At 34.2% G+C, this 22,631-nt stretch carries 22 protein-coding genes and 1 pseudogene; 19 read left to right on the top strand and 4 right to left on the bottom strand.

What is annotated here, in order from left to right; all coding sequences use genetic code 11:
• The first annotated feature begins 260 nt into the window (after nucleotides 1–260).
• The 8 genes from AC1DS7_RS00510 (at nucleotide 261) to AC1DS7_RS00475 (ending at nucleotide 10,881) form a co-directional block, all read left to right on the top strand.
• Nucleotides 261–2,507, top strand: a complete 2,247-nt coding sequence (locus tag AC1DS7_RS00510; RefSeq protein WP_215589065.1) for an ABC transporter ATP-binding protein — start codon at nucleotides 261–263, stop codon at nucleotides 2,505–2,507.
• A complete protein-coding gene (locus AC1DS7_RS00505) occupies nucleotides 2,504–4,384 on the top strand; it encodes an ABC transporter ATP-binding protein (RefSeq protein ID WP_215589066.1) in 1,881 nt (626 codons plus the stop codon). Before AC1DS7_RS00510 ends, AC1DS7_RS00505 begins: the two co-directional genes overlap by 4 nt.
• A gap of 447 nt (nucleotides 4,385–4,831) precedes the next feature.
• Nucleotides 4,832–5,026, top strand: coding sequence for a hypothetical protein (locus AC1DS7_RS00500; protein ID WP_002099904.1), 195 nt, complete (start codon nucleotides 4,832–4,834; stop codon nucleotides 5,024–5,026).
• A 753-nt stretch (nucleotides 5,027–5,779) separates the two neighbouring features.
• A complete protein-coding gene (locus AC1DS7_RS00495; RefSeq protein ID WP_476998671.1) occupies nucleotides 5,780–7,498 on the top strand; it encodes an alpha-keto acid decarboxylase family protein in 1,719 nt (572 codons plus the stop codon).
• 91 nt (nucleotides 7,499–7,589) lie between these two features.
• Nucleotides 7,590–9,020 carry a PQQ-dependent sugar dehydrogenase gene (locus AC1DS7_RS00490; protein ID WP_215589068.1) on the top strand — a complete coding sequence of 477 codons (1,431 nt, stop codon included), beginning with the start codon at nucleotides 7,590–7,592 and terminating at the stop codon, nucleotides 9,018–9,020.
• Nucleotides 9,021–9,218: 198 nt separating this feature from the next.
• A complete protein-coding gene (locus tag AC1DS7_RS00485; RefSeq protein WP_149190556.1) occupies nucleotides 9,219–9,791 on the top strand; it encodes a YybS family protein in 573 nt (190 codons plus the stop codon).
• 68 nt (nucleotides 9,792–9,859) lie between these two features.
• A complete protein-coding gene (locus AC1DS7_RS00480) occupies nucleotides 9,860–10,423 on the top strand; it encodes a GNAT family N-acetyltransferase (RefSeq protein WP_215589069.1) in 564 nt (187 codons plus the stop codon).
• A gap of 77 nt (nucleotides 10,424–10,500) precedes the next feature.
• Nucleotides 10,501–10,881, top strand: a complete 381-nt coding sequence (locus AC1DS7_RS00475) for a nucleotide excision repair endonuclease (RefSeq protein ID WP_002013261.1) — start codon at nucleotides 10,501–10,503, stop codon at nucleotides 10,879–10,881.
• Between the two features lie 47 nt (nucleotides 10,882–10,928).
• Here AC1DS7_RS00475 and AC1DS7_RS00470 read toward each other — a convergent pair whose 3' ends face one another.
• Entirely contained in the window at nucleotides 10,929–11,135 is a 207-nt protein-coding gene (locus AC1DS7_RS00470; protein ID WP_002141925.1) for a hypothetical protein, read from the bottom strand.
• A gap of 132 nt (nucleotides 11,136–11,267) precedes the next feature.
• Between AC1DS7_RS00470 and AC1DS7_RS00465 the strand changes: the two genes are divergently transcribed.
• From AC1DS7_RS00465 to AC1DS7_RS00445, 5 genes are all read left to right on the top strand, one after another.
• Entirely contained in the window at nucleotides 11,268–12,047 is a 780-nt protein-coding gene (locus AC1DS7_RS00465) for an undecaprenyl-diphosphate phosphatase (RefSeq protein ID WP_002085334.1), read from the top strand.
• 71 nt (nucleotides 12,048–12,118) lie between these two features.
• Nucleotides 12,119–13,441, top strand: coding sequence for an NAD(P)/FAD-dependent oxidoreductase (locus tag AC1DS7_RS00460; protein WP_215589070.1), 1,323 nt, complete (start codon nucleotides 12,119–12,121; stop codon nucleotides 13,439–13,441).
• Nucleotides 13,442–13,504: 63 nt separating this feature from the next.
• Nucleotides 13,505–14,026 (top strand): GNAT family N-acetyltransferase, encoded by a 522-nt coding sequence (locus AC1DS7_RS00455; RefSeq protein WP_215589071.1) that lies wholly within the window; start codon nucleotides 13,505–13,507, stop codon nucleotides 14,024–14,026.
• 23 nt (nucleotides 14,027–14,049) lie between these two features.
• Nucleotides 14,050–14,571, top strand: coding sequence for a YfiT family bacillithiol transferase (locus AC1DS7_RS00450; protein ID WP_002085329.1), 522 nt, complete (start codon nucleotides 14,050–14,052; stop codon nucleotides 14,569–14,571).
• Nucleotides 14,511–15,035 (top strand): GNAT family N-acetyltransferase, encoded by a 525-nt coding sequence (locus tag AC1DS7_RS00445; RefSeq protein WP_002165709.1) that lies wholly within the window; start codon nucleotides 14,511–14,513, stop codon nucleotides 15,033–15,035. Before AC1DS7_RS00450 ends, AC1DS7_RS00445 begins: the two co-directional genes overlap by 61 nt.
• 121 nt (nucleotides 15,036–15,156) lie before the next feature.
• On the opposite strand, the gene AC1DS7_RS00440 is transcribed toward AC1DS7_RS00445, so the two are convergent.
• Complete coding sequence (locus AC1DS7_RS00440; protein WP_002141936.1) at nucleotides 15,157–15,534, bottom strand: PH domain-containing protein; 378 nt, start codon at nucleotides 15,532–15,534, stop codon at nucleotides 15,157–15,159.
• 179 nt (nucleotides 15,535–15,713) lie between these two features.
• Between AC1DS7_RS00440 and AC1DS7_RS00435 the strand changes: the two genes are divergently transcribed.
• From AC1DS7_RS00435 to AC1DS7_RS00410, 6 genes and pseudogenes are all read left to right on the top strand, one after another.
• The gene (locus AC1DS7_RS00435) at nucleotides 15,714–16,565 is read left to right on the top strand and encodes a patatin-like phospholipase family protein (RefSeq protein ID WP_215589072.1); all 852 of its coding nucleotides are present in this window, start codon (nucleotides 15,714–15,716) and stop codon (nucleotides 16,563–16,565) included.
• Between the two features lie 12 nt (nucleotides 16,566–16,577).
• Nucleotides 16,578–16,949, top strand: coding sequence for a YxiJ-like family protein (locus AC1DS7_RS00430; RefSeq protein WP_476998670.1), 372 nt, complete (start codon nucleotides 16,578–16,580; stop codon nucleotides 16,947–16,949).
• A 270-nt stretch (nucleotides 16,950–17,219) separates the two neighbouring features.
• Nucleotides 17,220–17,585, top strand: coding sequence for a hypothetical protein (locus AC1DS7_RS00425; protein ID WP_215589073.1), 366 nt, complete (start codon nucleotides 17,220–17,222; stop codon nucleotides 17,583–17,585).
• Nucleotides 17,586–17,668: 83 nt separating this feature from the next.
• Nucleotides 17,669–18,864 (top strand): annotated as a pseudogene (locus AC1DS7_RS00420) (alpha/beta hydrolase-fold protein).
• A gap of 21 nt (nucleotides 18,865–18,885) precedes the next feature.
• Nucleotides 18,886–19,293: a DnaJ family domain-containing protein gene (locus tag AC1DS7_RS00415; RefSeq protein WP_002141945.1), complete on the top strand. Its 408-nt coding sequence runs from the start codon at nucleotides 18,886–18,888 to the stop codon at nucleotides 19,291–19,293.
• 102 nt (nucleotides 19,294–19,395) lie between these two features.
• Nucleotides 19,396–20,187, top strand: coding sequence for a YwqG family protein (locus tag AC1DS7_RS00410; protein WP_476998751.1), 792 nt, complete (start codon nucleotides 19,396–19,398; stop codon nucleotides 20,185–20,187).
• 711 nt (nucleotides 20,188–20,898) lie between these two features.
• Here the strand turns inward: AC1DS7_RS00410 and AC1DS7_RS00405 are convergent.
• Nucleotides 20,899–21,294, bottom strand: a complete 396-nt coding sequence (locus tag AC1DS7_RS00405) for a RidA family protein (RefSeq protein ID WP_113769500.1) — start codon at nucleotides 21,292–21,294, stop codon at nucleotides 20,899–20,901.
• A gap of 200 nt (nucleotides 21,295–21,494) precedes the next feature.
• Nucleotides 21,495–22,256: a hypothetical protein gene (locus AC1DS7_RS00400; protein WP_476998750.1), complete on the bottom strand. Its 762-nt coding sequence runs from the start codon at nucleotides 22,254–22,256 to the stop codon at nucleotides 21,495–21,497.
• Nucleotides 22,257–22,631 lie beyond the last annotated feature (375 nt).

Raw genomic sequence — 22,631 nt, 5'->3', positions numbered from 1 at the left:
TTCCTGTACGTTATGTTGGTTTATAAACATGTTTGATCAAAGGTAAGTCTATTACTGCTGATTTGCCGAAAATAAAAAACGTTTTTGAAAAAAAGAGCCTATTTTCGGTGCATCATATCTTCATATAGTCATAAAATTAATCTGTAGTCGAAAATACGTAAAGAGCTGCTAGAATGAATTACTGAGAATACGAAGAATAAAGGAGAGAAGCGGAGTAAAAACTAAAAAAATTAGACAAAGAAAATGGAGAGATGAACTAAATGTTAAAGATCATCAAGCATTTAAAACCATTTATTGCTTCCATCATTGCAGTTGTATGTCTTTTAACTGTACAGGCAGTATGCGATCTATCACTGCCAGACTACATGTCTAACATTGTCAATGTAGGGATTCAACAAAAAGGTGTAGAAAATGCAGTACCTGAGGTTATTCGTAAAAGTGAAATGGATAAACTTACGCTCTTTATGAATGAAAATGAGAAGAAAAAAGTTGCTGACAACTATGTGCTTTTAGATAAGAACAACCTCTCTCAAAGTGAACTGAAAAATGACTTAAACGATTATCCGCAGCTTGATAAAGAGCCACTTTATAAGTTACATACAGAAGATAAAAAAATAATTAACGAACTTAACGATATCTTTGGGAAACCAATGTTAATTACACAAGGAATTGAAAAAGGTGGCTCATCTGCTTTCTCTCCTGCTGCGATAGGTGACAACAACACACCAGCGAAACTTCCGCCAAATACAGATCCTTTTGCAGTCATTGCGAAACTTCCTCAAGATCAAATCAATGCAATGAAAGAAAAGGCAGATGAAAAGTTTAAGAATATGCCAGGCAGCATGGTAACACAATCAGCTGTTTCATACATTGAGAATGAGTATAAGAAAATCGGTATCAATACTGATAAACTTCAATCTAATTTTATCCTTACTTCCGGCGGGAAAATGCTGCTTTTATCCTTAGTAAGTATGGCAGCTACCGTTATCGTGAGTTTACTTGCTGCAAAAGTAGCTGCAGGACTCGGCAGAGACCTTAGAAAGAAAGTATTCCGGAAAGTTACAAACTTCTCGAATGCGGAGTTTGATAAGTTTTCCACTGCATCTCTAATCACAAGAAGTACAAATGATATCCAACAAGTTCAAACACTTATGGTTATGATGCTTCGCATTGTATTCTATGCACCAATTTTAGGTATCGGCGGCATTATTAAAGTACTTACTACAGACCTTTCAATGGGATGGATTATCGCAGTTGCGGTAATTGCGATTTTAAGCCTAGTCATTGGTTTATTTAGCATCGCGATTCCTAAGTTTAAGCGTATCCAAAAGTTAGTAGATAAAATTAACTTAATCACTCGTGAATCTTTAACCGGTATGCTCGTTATTCGTGCTTTTAATACTCAAAAACATGAAGAAAAGAAATTTGAAAAAGGAAATCAAGATTTAACAAAAACAAATTTATTTGTAAGCCGTTTAATGTCATTTATGATGCCAATGATGATGTTTATCATGAATGCCGTTACTGTACTTATTATTTGGGTTGGATCACACCAAGTGGATATGGGACATATGCAAGTTGGTGATTTGATGGCATTTATGCAATATACAATGCAAATCATCATGGCCTTCTTAATGATTTCAATGGTATCTATTATGGTTCCACGTGCTTCAGTTTCCGCACAACGTATCGCAGAAGTTTTAGATACTGACATTACCATTAGTGATGTAAAAGAGCCGAAAACATTTGCTTCAGACAAGAAAGGTTACGTTGAATTTAAAAATGTTGGCTTTAGATACCCAGGTGCAGAAGAAGATGTGCTTTCCAATATCACCTTTACTGCAAAACCTGGTGAAACGACAGCTTTCATCGGAAGTACAGGTAGTGGTAAATCAACATTAATCAACTTAATTCCACGCTTTTACGATGTCACAAGCGGCCAAATATTAATAGATGGCACGGATATTAGAGAAGTATCTCAGAAGGAATTAAGAGAGAAAATTGGTTATGTACCGCAAAAAGGAGTTCTCTTCTCAGGTACAATCGAGAGTAATTTGAAATACGGTAAAAAAGAAGCAACTGAAGAAGAACTCGAAAAAGCGGCGGAAATCGCGCAAGCTATGGAGTTTATTAACGCGAAACCTGAAAGCTTCCGCACAGAAATATCACAAGGTGGTACGAACGTTTCCGGTGGTCAAAAACAAAGACTTTCTATTGCGCGTGCTCTTACGAAAAAATCGAAAATCTTCATATTCGATGATAGTTTCTCAGCTCTTGACTTTAAGACAGACGCAGCATTGCGCAGAGCTTTAAACAATGAGATTACAGGAAGTACTATTTTACTTATTGCCCAAAGAATCAGTACAATCATGAATGCCGATAAGATTATTGTACTTGACGAAGGAAAAATAATTGGAACTGGTACTCATGAAGAGCTTATGGAAAACTGTGAAGTTTATAAGCAAATTGCTTTATCACAACTTTCAAGAGAGGAGTTGTCATCATGAGTGATAGAAAAATAGAAAATAGAAAACAAAGCGGCCCTGGTCCTGGCGGTGGCGGTGGCGGTCCTATGGGCGGCGGCATGAGAAAGATTGAGAAAGCAAAAAACTTCAAAGGAACGATGAATAAACTCCTTCAATACTTGAAGCCCTATAAATTATCAATCTTAGTCGTTATCCTTTTCGCAATCGGTAGTGCAGCCTTTACAATCGTTGGTCCAAAAATTTTAGGAAACGCGACAACAAAACTTTTCGAAGGACTCGTAAGCAAAGTATCAGGAGCACCCGGTGCGGCCATTGACTTTACCTATATCAGAAACATTGTCATTTTACTCCTTGGATTATATATACTGAGCACTGTGTTTGGTATTATCCAGGGGTACATTATTTCTGGAGTAGCTCAAAAAGTATCTTATAACTTCAGAAAAGAAATCGATGAAAAAATTAACCGTATGCCGCTGAAATACTTTGATAAAACAACGCACGGCGAAGTATTATCGAGAATTACAAATGACGTAGATACGGTGAGCCAAACTTTAAACCAAAGTATGTCGCAAATCATCACATCCGTTATTACAATCATCGGTGTACTTATCATGATGTTATCAATCAGCTGGCAAATGACATTAGTGGCGCTTTTAATATTGCCAGTATCGATGATTCTCATCATGGCAGTCGTAAAACGATCACAAAAATACTTCAAATCCCAGCAAGAATATTTAGGACACGTAAACGGTCAGGTGGAAGAAATTTATAGTGGTCACAATATCGTAAAAGCCTTCAACAAAGAAGAAGAAGAAGTAAAAAAATTCGAAAAGGTAAATGATACCCTTTACCATTCCGCATGGAAATCTCAATTTTTATCTGGAATGATGATGCCGATTATGACATTTATCGGTAATATCGGTTACGTCGCTGTATCTATTTTAGGTGGATGGCTTGCGGTAAAGAGAACCATCGCAGTTGGAGACATTTTAGCCTTTGTGCAATATGTTAGAAGCTTTACGCAACCAATCGCTCAAGTAGCGCAAATCGCGAACGTACTTCAATCCACTGCAGCTGCTGCAGAAAGAGTCTTCGAATTTTTAGAAGAAGAAGAGGAAGTGCCAGAAGCAGAAAATCCAGTGAAGCTGCAAAAAGTTCAAGGAGAAGTTACCTTCCAAGATGTTCAATTTGGATACAATCCAGATAAGATCATCATCAATAATTTCTCATCTAACATTAAACCTGGACAAAAGGTAGCAATCGTCGGACCAACCGGAGCTGGTAAAACAACGATTGTAAAACTGCTAATGCGTTTCTATGACATAAACAGCGGTGCAATATGTATCGACGGTCACGATATAAAAGACTTCACGCGAGAAGACCTGCGCAACATGTTTGGTATGGTACTTCAAGACACTTGGCTATTTAACGGCTCCATCATGGAAAATATACGTTACGGTAGACTCGATGCTACAGACGAAGAAGTAATTGAAGCAGCGAAAGCAGCTCACGTTCACAACTTCGTAAAAACATTACCAAATAAATATCAAATGGAACTAAACGAAGAAGCAAGCAACGTATCCCAAGGACAAAAGCAACTACTAACAATTGCACGTGCCCTTATAGCGGATCCGAAAATATTAATACTCGATGAAGCAACAAGCTCCATTGACACTCGTACAGAAGTACTGATTCAAAAAGCGATGGAAAACCTTATGGAAGGTAGAACAAGCTTCATTATCGCTCATAGATTATCAACAATACGTGATGCAGATTTAATCCTTGTCATGAAAGACGGAGATATTGTAGAACAAGGTAATCATGAAGAGTTATTGAAAGCTGATGGTTTCTATGCTTCGCTTTATAATAGTCAGTTTGAAGGTGCGGATGCTTCTTGAGTTAGGTGAAAGTCCATTTAAATAACTAAACCCACGAAGAAAATGCATTTTCTTTGTGGGTTTTTATTATTTTTAAGGTTCTGTTACAAAGTTTTTAAAAGTAAGCTAGACTTTTGCAAAACAGAGTGAGGAGCATGATATTTGCAAGCTTTTCAAGAAGAGAAAAGGCTGAAGAAAAAGGCTAAGCAAAAGAATGAGCTATGGAAGTAAAGGAATAAGTAAATGCGAGGATAAATGATTTTTGATTAAATTTATATTTACTGTTTTAGGCGCTGCCGTGATCGGTTTAGAGTCTTGTTTGTTGTTAAGGGATGAAATAGGTTTGAAACTTAAAGATTAGAAATAGTATTACTTTAAAATGCAGAAAGCAGGCTAGTAAACAAGCTATTTTTGTTTTTTAGCATAGAATATGATGAATCCTAAAGTTAAGAGGAGGTAATTATATTTATGGGATGTAATGGTAATTTCAGACGTTTCCGAGATTGTGATAGATTTTGGGATGATTTAATGTTTTGCAGACGTAGACATAGAGATTGTGATAACCGTCGTTGTAGACGTGACCGCGACTGTGATTGTGATGAATGTCGTCGTAGACGTAATCATGATCGTGACTGTGATTGCGATAATCGTCGAGATTGGTAAATTTCTTTCAATGAGTGCGTTTCTTCACAGCACTCGTTTTTTTTATTTATGGGTTTTCTGAACTCTTTATTGATAATATATAAAATACGAAGAATGTAGTTGTAATATATGGTTGTACAAAAATCTTCACCGTAAAACAAAGTGGGCTAAAAGTGATCGAGAAGAGTTAAAGAAAGCATTAGAGCATTAGAGTATTAATTAATACATTCTTTTGACCAGAGGTGATTTCACCGATGTAAGGAATCTTGTCCAGTTTGACACTCCCACCCCTAAAGGGGCCAGCTGACTAACGTCAGTGGGATTCTTGCTACCAAAGGCCAAAGGCGAAGCCCATTTCTGGTATCGTTGACGTGCAAGATTGCGGTGTGCCATCACCACTCCCACAACAGACCATATAGGTTCGTGGGCTACGGTACTGTGACCATACCGTACAGATTGTAGGTTCTCAAATGTTTTTACGTCTTTTGCATGACTATGAATAAAGTATACCATGTTTTGCTATGTAAAAACGATGCTTTCATCCCACGTCTAAAGACGGACTAAAGTCCTGCGTGGGCTTTCCCGTATCGTAAATTCTGTAATGTTTTAGTATTTCTTCTCCTTCTCCTGTTTTATGACTTTCTCCAGAGATAATGATTATTTCTTCTCCATTAATTGTTGTACAACGGATAACCGGTTTAATTAAAGGGAATTATCAAAAAGGGTACTATAAAATAGAACAAGCCCAAGAAATAGATAAGGAGTGAGCAAGCGATGGACAACATGATTAATACGGGCAGCTTTGGTTTACAAAGGGGGCCTGCTCAAAAAACGGTTGGCCAGTATTTGTTCGATTGCCTGAAATTCGAGGGCATTACCGAAATTTTTGGTGTCGCAGGGGACTATAATTTTACACTTCTTGATACTTTGGAGTGTTATAACGGCATCCGTTTTATAGAAGGACGAAATGAACTAAACTCGGGCTACGCTGCAGATGGCTATGCAAGAATCAAAGGAATATCGGCTCTTATTACGACATTTGGGGTCGGGGAGCTCAGCGCATGCAATGCGATAGCGGGAGCCAACAGCGAGCATGTGCCAATAATACACATTGTGGGTGCCCCTCCTGAGAAGGATCAAAAAGAGCATAAGCTGATGCATCACACCTTAATGGATGGAAATTTTGACGTTTTTCGCAAGGTGTATGAGCAGATTACGGCATATACCGCGGTCCTTACGCCAGAAAATGCCAAGATTGAAATTCAGACTGCGATTCGCATTGCTAAGGAAAAGAAAAAGCCGGTATACCTGGTTGTGGCTAATGATTTAGTGACCAAGCCAATTAAAGTCTGGGCAGAACGGGTACCACCACGTCCAACATCCAATCCGAATACCCTTCAGGCTGCAGTGAATCATGTCCGTCCGCTTTTGGAACGTTCCCACCGACCAGTTATCTTGGTGGATGTAAAAACGATGCGATTCGGCCTTCAGACAGCGACTCGGCAGCTAGCCGATGCAATGAATGTGCCTGTTGTAACGATGATGTACGGGAAGGGCGGATTCGACGAGAACCATCCAAATTATATCGGAATGTATTTAGGATCTTTCGGGAGGACTGAAGTCCAAAGTACAGTGGAGAATGCAGATTGTATCATTGCGATTGGTATGGTATGGGCGGATACAAACACCGCAAGTTTTACCGCAAAGCTGAACCCACTGATAACTGTCAATATTCAACCAGATATAGTTAAAATCGCTGAGGCGGAATATCCGAATGTTCTTGCAGCCGACATGCTACTTGCTGTGCAGAAGTTGAGTTATACAGGCAAAGGTTTGACAAAAAAATTGTCATTCCCTTATGAGCAATTCACAACTACTGCCGACGGACCTCTAATGGCTGACGGCTATTATCCACGTTTTCAGCGCATGCTGAAAGAGGAGGATATTGTAATCGCCGAGACCGGAACGCTTTATTACGGAATGGGAGAGATAAGACTGCCGGGCAATGTAACATATATTGGACAAGGTGGATGGCAGTCCATCGGTTACGCAATCCCTTCGGCGTTTGGTGCTATTATGGCCGCGCCGGAACGCCGAGTATTGGTGTTTACAGGTGACGGTGCCTTGCAGCTAACGGCACAGGAAATCAGTTCTATGCTCTATTACGGCTGCAAGCCCATAATCTTTGTCTTGAACAACGATGGTTATACAATTGAGAAATATTTAAATGTCAAAACAGAGGATCAAAAGTACAACCAAATCCCTCGATGGTCTTACACCAAGCTGGCCGAAGTTTTTGGAGGTAACGCGTTTACCGTTACGGTCCGGACCTATGGAGAGCTTGATCAGGCTATAATCCATGCTGAAAAGGAAAGCGCCGAAAGACTCTGTATAATTGAAATGATCGCAGGGAATCGAATGGACGCACCTGAATATATGCGACGGATGCGTAGTTATATGGAGAAGCAGGAAAAGCAGCGCAGTCAGAAATAGTATCCAATTCTCTAGTCCCTAATTGGATACTAATTGAACAGTTCTAATCATATTCTTTTAATAAAACGCAATTAAAGGGGTGTAAAGTGAGTTGACAAAAGTTAAGGTTAGTTTACGGCCCATTGCAAGTAAGTTCAATTTACCTACTGTTTTGAAAACAACTATACTACCAGGTGACTCAATTGAAAGGTTATTTATTGCAACCCAGGTAGGAGAAATCTTTTACATAGGAGACGGAGTTATAAGGACTTTTTTAGATATTCGCCCGCGAATTATCAAATTAGGCACGTTTGAAGAAGGTGTCTCTAGTAGCGGTTATGATGAACGCGGATTGCTAGGACTAGCGTTTCATCCACAATTTTATCAAAACGGTTTATTTTACCTTCATTATTCAGTAGCTGGCACTCAAGGTCCGGGTGCCCTTTCTGAACCTTTTAAACCTAATCCGTGTGATCCGAAAACTTTAAACTTAAAGTGGGTAAATAGAGATACTCAATATGATCATATTGATACGGTTGAGGAATGGATTTTACAATCACATAGTCAACCTCAAAAACGACGGACATTACTTAACATAAGAAGGCCCTTTTTTAATCATAACGGAGTCAATAGTTTAAACTTTTCACCTGAGAGTGGAAAACTTGTTTTTACAAATGGAGATGGTGGATCGGGTTATGATCCATTTAATTTAAGCCAGGATGATTTAGAAATAGCGGGTAAAATAATTGAAATTGATGTAAGTAAAAATACATTCATAAATAACCCTCCAGTAGTTACACGCTTTAATGAGTTTCCTTTATCTATACAAGAAACACTTACAGTAATTGCGAAAGGAGTTCGGAATATAACAGGTATTTCATTTCAAAGGTTTTATAATCAGTATATCAAATATGCTGGAAATGTCGGGCAGGATATTGTAGAGTCTATTTTTTCGTTTGTTCATTATAAACCCATACCGGTTACCGAACTTGTTCAAACGCATTTAATGAGATCCACTCCTAATCAAGATGGATTTATTAATTTTGGTTGGCGAGGATGGGAAGGAGAATTTCCTACTTCTTTTATAAGGCACTGTTCTGAGAATCCTACTTTGGATGAGAGAACAATGGCTTATTATAATGAAACAATAGAAACGTCAGTGAGGCGCATACAGCCCCTAATTAGTTATTTTCATAAAGATTCCAGAGCAGATAAGTTTGGAGGAACCTCACTTACAGGAGTACAACCATATATGGGAACTACAATTCCTAGTTTAACTGGTAGTATCGTGTTTACTGATCTTGCCAAGAAAGAAGAATCTCAGTCTCCAGTTAAAGGTGTTTTAGCATATATTAGGGCAAGTATAGACGATAAACGTAATGATTTTCATGTTATTGAAACCAATTATGATTTTGGTTCTCAAGCAGCTTATTATATGAGCTTGGGAACAAATGGAGATCAAACTAGATTATATTTAGGGGTTTATGGATCTATGAAAGTAACGGATTTTAACAAAGGTACTATTTTTGAAATTGTTCCATGATACGGTATAAACTCTTAGTATAAAAATATATGGAATTCATACTTTTTCAAACGCACGACTTAGCGCCTCTTAAAAAACCTTCTATGGATAAACATCTATTGTAGAGTGATTCCTAACAAGCAGAAAGTAAAACATAACCAATAAGTATTTGAATAAAAATAGAAAGTGGTGAATTAGGTCTCTTTAGGGGGGAATTTGATGAATCGCTTTAGAAGCTATTGGTATCAATGGATGATAGAGCAGGATGCGAATTTTGTTCATAAAAGAAAGGTGACGCCTGCAAGTAGGTTAGTCATTACAGCATTACTCGGTTCATTTGCTGCTATTTTTCAATCTGCGGGGAACTTAATCCCTGGAATAGGGTTATTTATTAGTCCTTTCGCGACGTTACCGATTTTTCTAGCTATTTGTTATTCTATTCGTGAGGGAGTACTCTCTTATATTCTTACTATTTTCCTATTATTCATTATTGAGCCAAGTGAACTAATTGTCTTTCCCTTTACTACAGGATTATTAGGTATAGCGTTAGGAGTATCCTTTTTACAATTCAAGAGGAGGATTTGGGTAATTTCCTTTTCAGCGATATGTCTACTTATAGGAATTATGATCATTCTCGATATCTTCCGTTTTCCTGTACTTGGTCCTACTATTCATACGACTATGGATATAAAAGTTATTACATTAATATTTATACTGAGTTTTCTATACTGCTGGATCTATGCAGAGCTGTGTAGAATAATAATGAATAGATTATATAAAGTATGGTCTTAACAATTGTATAAAATCTTTTTGAACGAATACACTTTCTCATATATTTTCAAAGATTGGAGATGTAAGCCATGTATAACGTTGAAATTAGAAGGCCGAATTCGGATGATATAGATGAACTATACTTGTTTTTCGGTATAGTTATTACGAATACATATAAAAATGAAGGGTTATCCCAATTATTAGATGACATAGAAAATGAAATTAACACGAAAAAGCAATATTTGAAAAATGATTTTGATAGTAATGGAGAAAGTCGTTACTTTTTATTAGCGATAGATACAAGTAACGATAAAATCATTGGAACAATTGAAGTCGGTCCAGCAAGTGCATTGATTAATAGTTGTACAGACGGTGTACTTAAGGATTTGTATGAAATAGGAACTGTATTTATACTTCCGGAGTATCAAAGAAAAGGTATAGGGAGTTTACTACTAAATACAATGTATCTTACATTACTTAGCAGAGGAATAACCGAATGCTGTTTAGATAGTGGATACAAAAAAGCACAAAGTATATGGACAAAAAAGTTTGGAGAACCTAGTTATATGCTGAAGGATTATTGGGGCGAATCAAACGATCATATGATTTGGAGAAAAAGTTTACATGATATACCTATAATATTTGAATTATAAAATGAAATATCTCTCTTAACATAGCTTTTCTTACATACTTATGCTATTATTTATCTTTATAATAAAAGAGGACGTGAATGAACTTGATTAAAATTAATATTCCTGAAGCCGATGTTTCAATTACTGAACGTAACCAAGTTATTAAAGGAGACGAGCCATTAATTACTCCAATTAACGGTTTTATCGATTTCCACTTGTTCCCTAGAGATAAAGGCGGCATTTTTATGTTTTACAATATTAATGACGAACTTCTTTTCGTAGGTAAAGCTCGTAAAATTAGACAACGTATTAAAAAGCATTTTGAAGATAATGTTTCACCAATCAAAAATAATCGTGATGAAGTATACCGTATCGATGCATGTATCGTAGAAGATCCAACTGAAAGAGAAATTTACGAAACATACATCATTAATAAGTACAAAGCGAAATATAACGTTGATAAAGTGTTTTATAAATAAGTAAAAAAACAATCCTAGCACATATACTAGGATTGTTTTTTTGTGTTTCATTCTTCATTTCTTTCTCCTTTTTTAAAATGATTAGCAGCAATTAAACAGAAAAGCCCTATAAATAAAGTTATTATTCCAAGCGTTTTATGTTTCCCTTCAAAAAAAGGAATATCCGAAATAACATTTGTCATACATAACCCAATAAACACAAGGATAGGTCCTGCCCAAAGTAATATATTGCCGAATTTTGTATGTTGCCACATAGTAACCCTCCTCACTCCTTTTTACATATATATCCATAAAATAAAAGTAAATTCATAGAGAAAAATAGTTTTTTTCATATCGAAAATTGAACCTTCATATATTGGTACAAGCAAACGAGAAAGGGGACCATCATGAATTGGTTAGAAGCTTTTATATTAGGGATAATACAAGGTTTAACAGAGTTTTTGCCGATTAGTAGTACAGGACATCTTTATTTAGGAAGGCATTTGTTTCAATTAGATGAAGCTGGATTGTTTTTAGATACGATGCTGCATATCGGGACTTTGCTTGCAGTGTTTATTTATTACAAAAAAGAATTTATATACTTAATTAAAAATCCATTTTCAAAACTAATGTTATTGCTTATTGTTGGGACGATACCTGCAGTTGTAATCGGATTGTTATTTAAAGACTTCTTTGAAGATATTTCAAAAACAGGTATTACGATTGGATGGGAGTTTTTAGTGACAGGTTTCTTTCTCTACATGGCCGATAAACAAAAAAACGGTCGTAAAAAAATGGATGACATTACATATAAAGATGCATTTATCATCGGTTCATTTCAAGCGGCTGCTATTTTCCCAGCAATTTCTCGCTCTGGTATGACAATCGTCGCTGCTTTATGGAGAAAACTAGACCGTGAAACAGCAGCATATTTTTCGTTTTTATTATCTACGCCAGCAATAGTCGGAGCAATCATCTTGCAATTTGCAGATGTTTATCAAGGGAAAGCAGAATCTATTTCTAGTACATCTTTAATTGTCGGCACGTTATCAGCAGCGTTTTTTGGTTACATAGCTGTTTCATGGATGATTCAATATTTAAAACGTCACTCCTTAAAAGTATTCGCGTATTACGTATGGGGATTAGGTATTTTAATTTTAACGTTGCAATTTACTCATGTGTTTTAATTTAGTAATTCTTCGTTTAGATCCTGTTTCATTCATACAAGGCAGGATCTTTTTTCATTAAGGGGGTAAATATGTTTAATAAGGCTATCGTTATTGGCGGAAGTATAGCAGGAAAACTCGCAGCAAAAGCATTATCAACTTTTTTTAAAGAAGTAATCATTATAGAAGTCGGCGAAAGATGGGATGGAAAAGCTTTGAGAAAAAGAGTTTCACAAAGTAATCATCCTCATGTGTTATTAAAAGGTGGAGAAAATGCAATCGAGGAATTGTTTCCTACTATTACTAATGAATTAATAGAAGCAGGCAGCATCGTAAATAACTTTACTCGTGATATAAAATGGCATCAATTTGGTTTATGGAAACAACCATTCATAGGAGAAGTGCATATGATTCAACAAAGTAGGCTTTTGCTTGAATGGCATATCCAAAAAAGAATGGATCAAATTTCAAATGTAATCATTAAATTTGGAACATTGGTTGAAGGGTTATTAGTAGATGGAAAGCTTAACAAAGTATGTGGAGTAAAAGCTAAATGTTTAGAGACTGGCACGCAAGAAGAAATTCAAGCAGATATTGTTGTTGATGCGAGTGGATTCGGTTCAAAAAGTATAGCGTGGTTACGTGAATACAATATCGAAGTGCAAGAAGAGAAAGTGCGTATCGATTTATTCTACGCAACTAAAATGTTTAAACTCAAAGAAAATGAGAAATTAGACTGCTGTAATATGCTAATGTCTCCAAGTTTCCCGGACAATCCGTATGGTGTACTTATTCAAACGATTGAGGATAATCGTTATTTTGTTACTTTCAGCGGATACGCAAATGAGAAAGCACCACAAACAGATGATGAGTTTTATGATTTCGCTGAAAATCTATCAATCCCTAACGTGACAGATTTTCTAAACAAAGCGGAGGCAATTTCAGATATCAAAACGTACAAAATTCCTTATCAAGTACGTCGGCGATTTGATTTAGTTAATCATTTACCAGAAGGCTTGTTAGTAGTCGGAGATGCACAATGTCGTTTTGATCCCGTTTTCGGGCAAGGAGTTTCAGTTGCGGCTATGGAAGCTCACCAATTGCAGTTGCTTTTACAACGGAGACAAAAGCTTGATAAAGCATTTACACAGCAGTTTTATAAAGAAACTGCTAATATCATACAAACTCCTTGGGAAATGACTACAACGGAAATATCACGTCATCCTCAGCTAAAAAGAAAATTAACGATAAAGCAAAAATTTCAGCTATGGTATACGAAACAAATATATCAACTATCTGCAAGTGACTCTGACGTTTATATTCGATTAGTAAGAGTGATGAATTTAATTCGTAGTCCATTTCACCTATTTCATCCGAAAGTGCTACTCGCTGTATTACTGATGCGAAAGAAATAGCAGGAAAATTATCGGTTAAAAAAGAATGTATAACAGTTAGTAAATCAAGAAGGGGTAAACGGGATGGAAATATACATAGAACAATTAAAGAATCAAGACGCTGAAGATTTATTTAATTTTGAACTCACGAACAAATCATTTTTTGAAACAATGGTACCAAGTCGTGGCTCTAATTATTACGTGTATGAATACTTTCAAAAGCAACTTGCCGAACTATTAAAAGAGCAAACTGAGGGGATTTCTTATTTTCATCTCATACGTAATACAGAAAAAGAAATTGTAGGACGTATCAATTTAGTTGATGTAGATAAGGAAAAACGAATTGGGTCGTTAGGCTACCGAGTTGGAGAGGGTTTTACAAAAAAAGGAGTTGCAGCAGCATCTGTAAAATTGATTTTGGCTCAAGCAAGAGTCTATGAAATTAATGAAATACGTGCTATGACAACAACAAATAACATAGCTTCACAAATTGTATTAGAAAAGAACGGATTTTCTCGTGAAAAGGAAGCGGAGACAACTACTGTAGATTTAAACGGGGAAAACGTAAATTTCATACATTATATTTGGAGGACTACTAAGGGTTAAAAATAATAGGGAGGGACATGTACATGAAGGATTTACGTTATCCAATAGGTCAATTTACTTACGTAGGAACTATTACAGAAGAAATAATTGATAAATGGATTCAAGAAATAGAGGATTTACCTAATGAACTAGCAAGAGCGATAAAAGATTTAGATCAGAAGCAGTTAGATACACCGTATCGCGTCGGTGGATGGACTGTTCGCCAAGTTGTTCATCATGTTGTTGATAGTCATATGAATAGCTACATACGCTTTAAATTAGCAATGACAGAAAAGAATCCAACTATTAAACCGTACAAAGAAGAAAAATGGGCAGAGCTACCTGACTCGAAATTACCAGTAGATGTTTCACTTGTAATGCTAGATTCATTACATAAAAGATGGGTTAACTTATTATATTCTTTAGAACCGGCAGATTTAGAAAAGACATTTAATCATCCTGAATCAGGAGAAACAAAACTTGCTGCTGCAATTGGACTATATGCATGGCACGGTCGTCATCATACAGCTCACATTACTTCTTTAAGAGAGCGTTTAAATTGGTAACATTAGAGAAGGCGACAGAAATTGATGCAGAGATTATATTTCAAATGCAAGTAGAATCATTTAGTTCATTATTAGAAAAGTATAAGGACTATGAAACAAGTCCGGCAAATGAACGTATTGAAAGAACGATTTCAAGAATAAATAATCTGGACGGTGGATTTTATAAAATTTTCGTAAATACGAATCTTGTCGGCGCGATATGTATATCACGTAAAGAAGAGGCATCTAAATTTTGGATAAGCCCGATGTTTATTATTCCAAACTATCAAGGGAACGGAATTGCTCAAAAAGTATTAATTTTAATCGAGGAGATGTTTCCGGAAATAACGACTTGGGAGCTTGCTACAATTTTAGAGGAAGAACGAAATTGTTTTCTATACGAAAAGATGGGATATATAAGAGCGGAATTTAAAAAGAAATTAAATGATAAAGCAACTTTAATTTATTATACAAAAGAAAGGTAAAGCACATTTTAAATGCTTTACCTTTTTGTATTGTTTTAGATTAAATATACAAAATTAATGTATATTCTTCCAAAATATTCGGGTTAGTAATTTAGAATTCGAATAAATATACAAAAACCAACTATTTTGTCGTATATGTTACTAACGCTTTTTGAATACTTAATATGCTATCATCGCCTTTAAATTCTTTCGTAATTGGCGCGCTCAAACTAGATACCCATATTTTAAGTTCTGCATCTAAATCAAAATGCCCAGCTGTTTCAATGCTAAATTGTGTAATGCTTTTATAAGGAATAGAATGATACTCTGTTTTTTTACCTGATATCCCTTGTTTATCAACTAAAATAAGACGACGATTTGTAAATACGATTAAATCACGAATTAATTTATAAGCATGCTCAACTTTCTCATCATCTAGCATAATCTTTTCTAAATCACGTTCAACGCTTTCTGTACTCGCACTTGATGCATTTCCTAAAATACCACTAAATAAACCCATATGAAATTCCTCCTTTATAATATGTGGAATGAGTTTCTTATATTGTACCATGCGAATGACTAATAGATTATGACATTGCTTCAATAGTTTTTTGTTATTATTGCAACTAATTTATATAACCTCATCCTAAAATCTTGTGCTAACATATAATTAAGAAAAAAGAAGCAGAGGGATATAGCATGAAAAATATCGGTTTAGTATTAGAAGGCGGCGGAATGAAAGGATTATATACTGCAGGAGTACTCGAATATTTTATGGAAAGGGACTTATTCTTTCCGTATGTAGTCGGTGTATCCGCTGGAGCATGTATGGGAGCGACCTATTTATCACGTCAAAAAGGAAGAAATAAGAAAGTGAATACAGAGCTAGTAGGAGATCACAGGTATATATCTTATCGAAACTTAATTAGAAAACGTGAATTATTTGGAATGGATTTTTTATTTGATGAAGTACCAAACAAAATTGTACCGTTTGATTTTCAAACATTCCTAAATTCAAATGAACAGTTTGTAATCGGAACGACTGATTGTGAATCAGGACAGGCAGTTTATTATAATAAAACAGAACATGGAAATGATATTTTAAAAATTATTCGTGCATCAAGCTCTGTGCCGTTTATAGCACCTGCTGTAGAATATGATAATCGAAAATTGTTAGATGGAGGGATTATAGATCCTATTCCAGTATTAAAAGCGCAAAATGATGGTTACCAAAAGAATGTTGTTATTATGACAAAGCAGGATGGATACGAGAAGCAGCGGAATAAATTTTCTGGGCTAGCTAAAATGTTATATAGAAAATATCCGAATATCGCACAATCTTTAGTAGAACATTATCGTTTTTATAATGAGACGATAACTTATATGAATCAAATAGAACAAAAAGATAATTTTTATATCATTCAGCCTAGCGTACAGCTTCCTATAAGCGGAATAGAAAGAAATAAAGAGAAACTTGTTAACCTATATAATCTTGGCTATACAGATGCTCAACATCATTATGAAAAATTATTAAGTTGGGTAAGGAAATAAAGGGGTGGAAAATTGCTATTAGGTAAAAAGGTTATTTTTAATGAATTGCAGAAAATGCATAGTCCGCTGCTTAAACCGTTTCCGAATTGTGACCTTCGAAAAATACGAAAAGATTTTAATAATATGTTTACAGATGATGACTGTATAAATGCTGATTTAAATTATTATTGGATGCATACAGCAGGTACTTTAAGTTACATACTTAATAACAACAAAAAGGAGATTGTGTTTGATCAAATAAAGTGGCTAAAGAAATCGTATTTTGAATGGTTTCCGCAATATCACTTTCTAGAAATAGAAATTGTGAAGTATCCCATTTTGTATAGAGATTTCATGAATTTTGAGAAGACCAGGAAACTACTACTATATTACCTTACTGAATAAAAATAAAAACGTACAAGTTATGATGCTTGTGCGTTTTTTTGTTCATAAAAAATACAATTTTAATACCTTGTTTATATAGGGATTCTAATACGAAGAAAGAAGTACATATAGAATGATGTAAAGGAGGGAGAGGCGTTTAGATACCGTTTTCCTTTAATCCATTATCCAATTCGAATATAGTTAGTTATTTATGATAAAATATTTCGAGTGAAATCAAGTACTTATTATATCCAGTATTAAATAAGTTAAGCCAGGAGGAACAATAGTAACATGGAAAACGTGTCAAATATAGATAAATTTGAATCAATAAAATCTTTACAATCGACAATCCGTAAACTTGAAAATGCTTTTTCACAGATGACTCAAAAGGGAGCAAATACTACCTTAGTGAAAAAAAGGCTTAAAGCCGTTTGTATAGGGCTAGCAGTGTTAGAGAACGTGTGGAATCAAGAAAGTCATCGGTATAGCCAAGAAGAGTTAGGAGAAGCACGTAATGTCCTTGCTGGTTTGCTCCCATCAATTGAGAGAGCCTATGATAAGTCTAAGGCTGGTAGTCCTCAAAGAACACTTTTAGAAAGAAGAATAAAAGCGTTGGAACTTTCTATTCAGGCAATTGATAAACCTTCTAATAAATAACTCATCTAAATACATAACATACTAATCTTAAATTTTATAAAAGCAATCTAATGAAAAGAAAGAAATACAAAGGAGGCAGATGGGTGACTTCAATAATTAGTCCTAAGTTAGAGGAGCTTAATAATCAATTAAAAAAGGAAACGAGAAAGCAATTTATACTTTTTTGCATGAAATAAAGTCAAATAATACGCCACTAATAGAACAATGTCCTGTAGAAAATCAGTATAAGCTTATAACGTATATATGGTTAGGGGATCAAAAAACTGAAAACGTCTATGTATTCGGTAGTTTTCCTGGTTGGGATCTGTCTGTAAATCAACTACAACGGTTGTTACAGACAGATATTTGGTATGTAACGTTTAGGACGGATGAGAGTTTTATTTCAACGTACTATTTTTCAGTAAACGATTTTTTCGAAAATGATTGGATAAAGCGCAGTGAAAAGTACCAACTAGACCGATTTAATAAAAATACATTTGGAGAAGATGCCAATAAAGCGTCTGTGTTAAACATAGGAATGGAAGTACAGTATAGCAGTCGTTTTCCTTCAGATCATTATCCATCTGGAAAAATTGAAACATATTCTTTTCATAGTACGATTTTAAATGACACACGTAAAATTTATATTTATACGCCTCATGACTCTTCTCACACTTCACATCTTCAAGAACTTCTCATTGTGTTTGATGGGAATTCATTCATTAATAACCTTTCAATCGCAAGAACACTCAATTATTTAATATACGAAAAAGAAATCCCATCTTGTATTGCTGTTGCAATAGAACCCGTTGATCGACTAGAAGAGCTAACTTATAACGATAAAATGAATACATTTTTAACGGAGGAACTACTTCCATGGATTCAAGCTAGGTATCACGTATATCAAGAAAAGAATCATACAACAATTGCTGGTTTCAGTCTTGGTGGCTTAGCAGCTTTTTATGCAGCGCTTCAAAATCCACATGTTTTCGGAAACGTGTTGTCAATGTCTGGATCAGTGCATTGGAAAAAGGATGGTTATGAAAATCAAATTCCTTGGATTGAAAATCAAATTTCATCTATAGATTCTAATACGAGTCAACCTCATTTTTACATAGCAGCAGGAGAACTTGAAAACAAACCTCTTTTAACGGCTAATAGACGCCTGTATAAAGCTTTAAAAGAAAAAGGATACCAAATTACTTATGAAGAGTTTCAAGGCGTTCATGACGGTGTTTGGTGGCGAGAAAAGTTATTTGATGGGTTGAAAGCATTAAAACATACAAAAACCACACTATAAAATAAAAAGGAGAGAGAATCTATGAATCAAGATGAGCTAGATAAAAAACTTAAAAAACAAGAAATTTTAGTTAAAGATGAAAAAGTTTGGTCGTTCACGTATGAGGATCATATTAGCTCTATCGTTAAAGAAGCAGAAAAGAAAGGGTCTTTTGATAATTTTCCAGGTAAAGGGAAACCTCTAAATCTAGATAAAGATCTTTCGTATAATCCTGAAAAACAACTGTATAGAACTTTAAAAAATAATCATGTTTTACCTAGGTGGATTGAGCTTTCAAAGGAAATTGATGATTTAAAAGAAAGGCTAAAAGAAACTACAAATACTGCAGAAGCAGCGGATTTAATTCGAACTATTAATAAAAAGGTTTTAGAACATAATTTACTTTGTCCACCAAGTGCGCAAAAAACGAGGGTGAAAACAGATATTTAACGATTTTCAATGAAGTTATCTTTTGCTATATAATTAAGTAAGGCATTTTCAATTCATTATTAAGGGGAGGCAAATGTAATGAAGAATACGTATTAACTTCAAATTCCGAAAGAACTAGAGCAGTATCGTAGTATTTTAGAAGAAAGTGTGAAACCGTATATTAAAGTGTCTGGAACGCAAGCAGAAACAACTCTTTTTGAAAGTAAGTTTGGTGGCTATCCGTATGTACATATAGATCAAGAGCATCCTAAAGATTCAAATGGACAACCTATGATGTTACTTGCGCAGCTAAACTTTGAAGAAATGCCGCATGTTGAATATATGCCTCAAAAGGGTATGCTGCAGTTTTTCGTAAGTGCTGAAGATGAGCTTTACGGAGCAGATTTTGATCATCCAACAATCCAAAAAGACTTTCGAATTATTTATCATTCTACAATTATAGAAGATTTAAATAAGGTTATTACTGATTTTAGTTATTTAAACACTTCAGAATTAGAGGACTTTATCATACCTGAAGCAGCGAAATTAAAGTTTGAATTGGGTTATCAACCCGTAACATCAAGGGATTATCGATTTGAAAAGATGTTTAGTGAGGAAATTGATTGGGAAGAAATTGTTGATGAAGAAAATAATACAGAATTAGGCGAACTGTATGATGATTTATGTAAAGATCAAGGGCATAAAATTGGTGGTTATCCATTTTTCACACAGACAGATCCAAGGGAATGGGAAGAAAAATACCAGCAACATGATATATTATTGCTGCAAATCGATACAGATGATTCATTAAATATTATGTGGGGAGATTCTGGTGTTGCTAATTTCTTTATAAAGAAAGATGATTTATTAAATCTAGATTTTTCCAATGTTATTTACAATTGGGATTGTTACTAAAAATAGATAAATGGATTACTAGCTAGCAAAAGAAATCTTCCTGAAGGTGAGGAGGATTTTTTTACGTTAAAAATAAACGTTATGTTAACTAGAATGAAGAATACAATGAAAGTCAAGCGTAAATAAAAGAAATAACAACAAAAATATAAAATAATAAAACATATGTAATTAGCAATAAATCTATAAAGCAAAACATAAAATGAAATTTATCATTTGTATAGAAAAATTTATTTCGCATAAAAAAATTCCGTGCTAATCAAAATTATTTTTGACTCGTTAAACGATAATTAATCGATTAAGATTTGCGGTGATTAATTTATAGCAAAATAAACGATAAAAACTGTAGAAATTCATTTAGATAAGATTTTATGTGAATCTCATTAAAAATACCCATTTCGTCTCATTAAGTATAGTTTACTTGGTTTTTGATACAGATAAACACTTACTCTATACAACTTCGTATAATATATATTATGTTAACTAGTAAAAAGTAATAAACTTATTATATGTTAGTTTCGGTTATTAGTCTCCCCTTTTTAATTGGGTTCATAATGTGTTGTAGATTGTGTGGTTATTTGTTTTTTTAAGTTATTTATGTTGTGTTATTGATAAGAATGTTTCCGTGTATAATTTATATTTTAGTTAATAAAAAACGCAATTCATTTAAAGTGAACGAATTGCGTTGATATGATTAAGAATAAGTTTTTAAAATTAGTTTGCTACAGCAATTGCTTCGATTTCGATTAATAATTTATTGTTAATCAATTTGTTAACTTCTACAGCTGAACTTGCTGGTGGATTGTTTGTGTTGATGTATTGATCTCGAATATCTCTAACAATGGCCATTTGAGAAATGTCCGTCAAGAAAAATGTTAATTTTACTACATCATTAAAATTTAAGTCTGAAGTTTTTAATGCGATTTTAATATTTTCAAATACTTGTCGTGTTTGTGTAGCTAAATCATCAATTCCAACTATTTGACCGTCAGTATTAATTGCTACTTGTCCTGATATGTAAATGGTTCGTTTAGCGTTACTAACTTCGACTACATGTGAGTATCCAAAAGTTGCTGGCATTGTTTCTGGATTGATAAATTTCTTTTGCATGGCTCTTCTCTCCTGTTAATATCTTATTTTCTTTATATTAGGTTTTAATTTTGAATTATCCTCTATTTACTAATTATTGTCTATACATCATTCAGCTGCTACATATGCAAAAGGATATTAGTCACTTTAATTTAAAGTTTTTAATAGATTATGTACGTTTGTTTTTTTTGAGCGCTTGTTATAATTACGCCTTTTTGTATTCATTCTTCAGTTACTTTTGTATAGAAAAAGTGATACCACCAAATAAAAAATTCTTCGTAAGTTATTTCTTTTGAGTATCTGCTGCTTGTAAAGTATTCTTTTAAAGGCTTTTCATTTTCTTTACATAATAAAATCAAATCTTCACTGATCGTGTTCGCGATTTCGTTAAGTATAGATAAATCTACGGCTGTAAACACTGGGATAACAGGTTGTGAATTTTTATATAAGCCTAATTTTTCGTATAATACATTTGAATTTAAGTCTACTTGTCTATCTACTGCTACAAAATTTTCAACTAATTGCTTTTTCGTATAATTAATATCGATAATAGCATCGTGAAAATATTCTTTAAACGTTTCTTTATTCGCAGTTATTAAATTCAAATTTGTATATCGAGTGTTTCCATAAAGACCAATTTGATATTCCCCTAAATCCAAATACGTATTACCATACATTCCAAAGGACTCTTTGTCTGTTTGTTCTTGTTCTAGAATCGCATAATAATATCTTTTATTGTTTCTCAAAGGCCGTTCTGTTTCTAAATAGTTTTCTTCAATGTTAATTATTTGTCCAAAATCTAATAACACACCAATATATGGTAAAAGACTATACGATTCTTTAAATAAATGATTAAATGTCTCGATTCTTTTAGACATAGCATCAATTTGATTAGAATACTTTTCAAGTATGTTAAGTGCAGTTTTAATTAGAGGCTCACATAGGTTATACAGTTTTTCTCCTTTATTAGCTGTTATAACCATACATGTTGGATAGTAACTCCCTTCTGTCTTATTCAATAAACCTTCTAGTTCTAATGCGTGCATTTGTTTTTCGAATTCCTCGCTAGTCCAATTTAGCTTCGTTTTTATAGTATTTGATTCTATGCCCAGATGGAGCATTACAAGTAAATATTGAAGGTTTGTTCCGCTTATTTTTAAAGTTGGATAATTGTCAACTTATGAAATCATTTTTGTCTCATAAGTTGTTTTAAGTATTTTCTCCGGAGTATAATTAGCAAGCATTTTAAAATCCCTTCTTTTTTAGTAATTTAATTGTAAAATCTATGTATTTACTATGTTCTATAAATAAAAATAAGTATCCTTTAATGATTTCAAATAAAAAACCTTAGTATAGCT

This window comes from Bacillus sp. P4_E1 (genome assembly GCF_056401715.1).
This window is presented reverse-complemented; position numbering and strand designations above follow the sequence as displayed.

What these genes read in the sequence shown, in the direction of transcription:
- AC1DS7_RS00510 (WP_215589065.1), top strand. Translation starts at nt 261, where the DNA reads ATGTTAAAGATCATCAAGCATTTAAAACCATTTATTGCTTCCATCATT.
- AC1DS7_RS00505 (WP_215589066.1), top strand. Translation starts at nt 2,504, where the DNA reads ATGAGTGATAGAAAAATAGAAAATAGAAAACAAAGCGGCCCTGGTCCT.
- AC1DS7_RS00500 (WP_002099904.1), top strand. Translation starts at nt 4,832, where the DNA reads ATGGGATGTAATGGTAATTTCAGACGTTTCCGAGATTGTGATAGATTT.
- AC1DS7_RS00495 (WP_476998671.1), top strand. Translation starts at nt 5,780, where the DNA reads ATGGACAACATGATTAATACGGGCAGCTTTGGTTTACAAAGGGGGCCT.
- AC1DS7_RS00485 (WP_149190556.1), top strand. Translation starts at nt 9,219, where the DNA reads ATGAATCGCTTTAGAAGCTATTGGTATCAATGGATGATAGAGCAGGAT.
- AC1DS7_RS00480 (WP_215589069.1), top strand. Translation starts at nt 9,860, where the DNA reads ATGTATAACGTTGAAATTAGAAGGCCGAATTCGGATGATATAGATGAA.
- AC1DS7_RS00475 (WP_002013261.1), top strand. Translation starts at nt 10,501, where the DNA reads ATGAACTTGATTAAAATTAATATTCCTGAAGCCGATGTTTCAATTACT.
- AC1DS7_RS00470 (WP_002141925.1), bottom strand. Translation starts at nt 11,135, where the DNA reads ATGTGGCAACATACAAAATTCGGCAATATATTACTTTGGGCAGGACCT.
- AC1DS7_RS00465 (WP_002085334.1), top strand. Translation starts at nt 11,268, where the DNA reads ATGAATTGGTTAGAAGCTTTTATATTAGGGATAATACAAGGTTTAACA.
- AC1DS7_RS00460 (WP_215589070.1), top strand. Translation starts at nt 12,119, where the DNA reads ATGTTTAATAAGGCTATCGTTATTGGCGGAAGTATAGCAGGAAAACTC.
- AC1DS7_RS00455 (WP_215589071.1), top strand. Translation starts at nt 13,505, where the DNA reads ATGGAAATATACATAGAACAATTAAAGAATCAAGACGCTGAAGATTTA.
- AC1DS7_RS00450 (WP_002085329.1), top strand. Translation starts at nt 14,050, where the DNA reads ATGAAGGATTTACGTTATCCAATAGGTCAATTTACTTACGTAGGAACT.
- AC1DS7_RS00445 (WP_002165709.1), top strand. Translation starts at nt 14,511, where the DNA reads ATGGCACGGTCGTCATCATACAGCTCACATTACTTCTTTAAGAGAGCG.
- AC1DS7_RS00440 (WP_002141936.1), bottom strand. Translation starts at nt 15,534, where the DNA reads ATGGGTTTATTTAGTGGTATTTTAGGAAATGCATCAAGTGCGAGTACA.
- AC1DS7_RS00435 (WP_215589072.1), top strand. Translation starts at nt 15,714, where the DNA reads ATGAAAAATATCGGTTTAGTATTAGAAGGCGGCGGAATGAAAGGATTA.
- AC1DS7_RS00425 (WP_215589073.1), top strand. Translation starts at nt 17,220, where the DNA reads ATGGAAAACGTGTCAAATATAGATAAATTTGAATCAATAAAATCTTTA.
- AC1DS7_RS00415 (WP_002141945.1), top strand. Translation starts at nt 18,886, where the DNA reads ATGAATCAAGATGAGCTAGATAAAAAACTTAAAAAACAAGAAATTTTA.
- AC1DS7_RS00405 (WP_113769500.1), bottom strand. Translation starts at nt 21,294, where the DNA reads ATGCAAAAGAAATTTATCAATCCAGAAACAATGCCAGCAACTTTTGGA.
- AC1DS7_RS00400 (WP_476998750.1), bottom strand. Translation starts at nt 22,256, where the DNA reads ATGGTTATAACAGCTAATAAAGGAGAAAAACTGTATAACCTATGTGAG.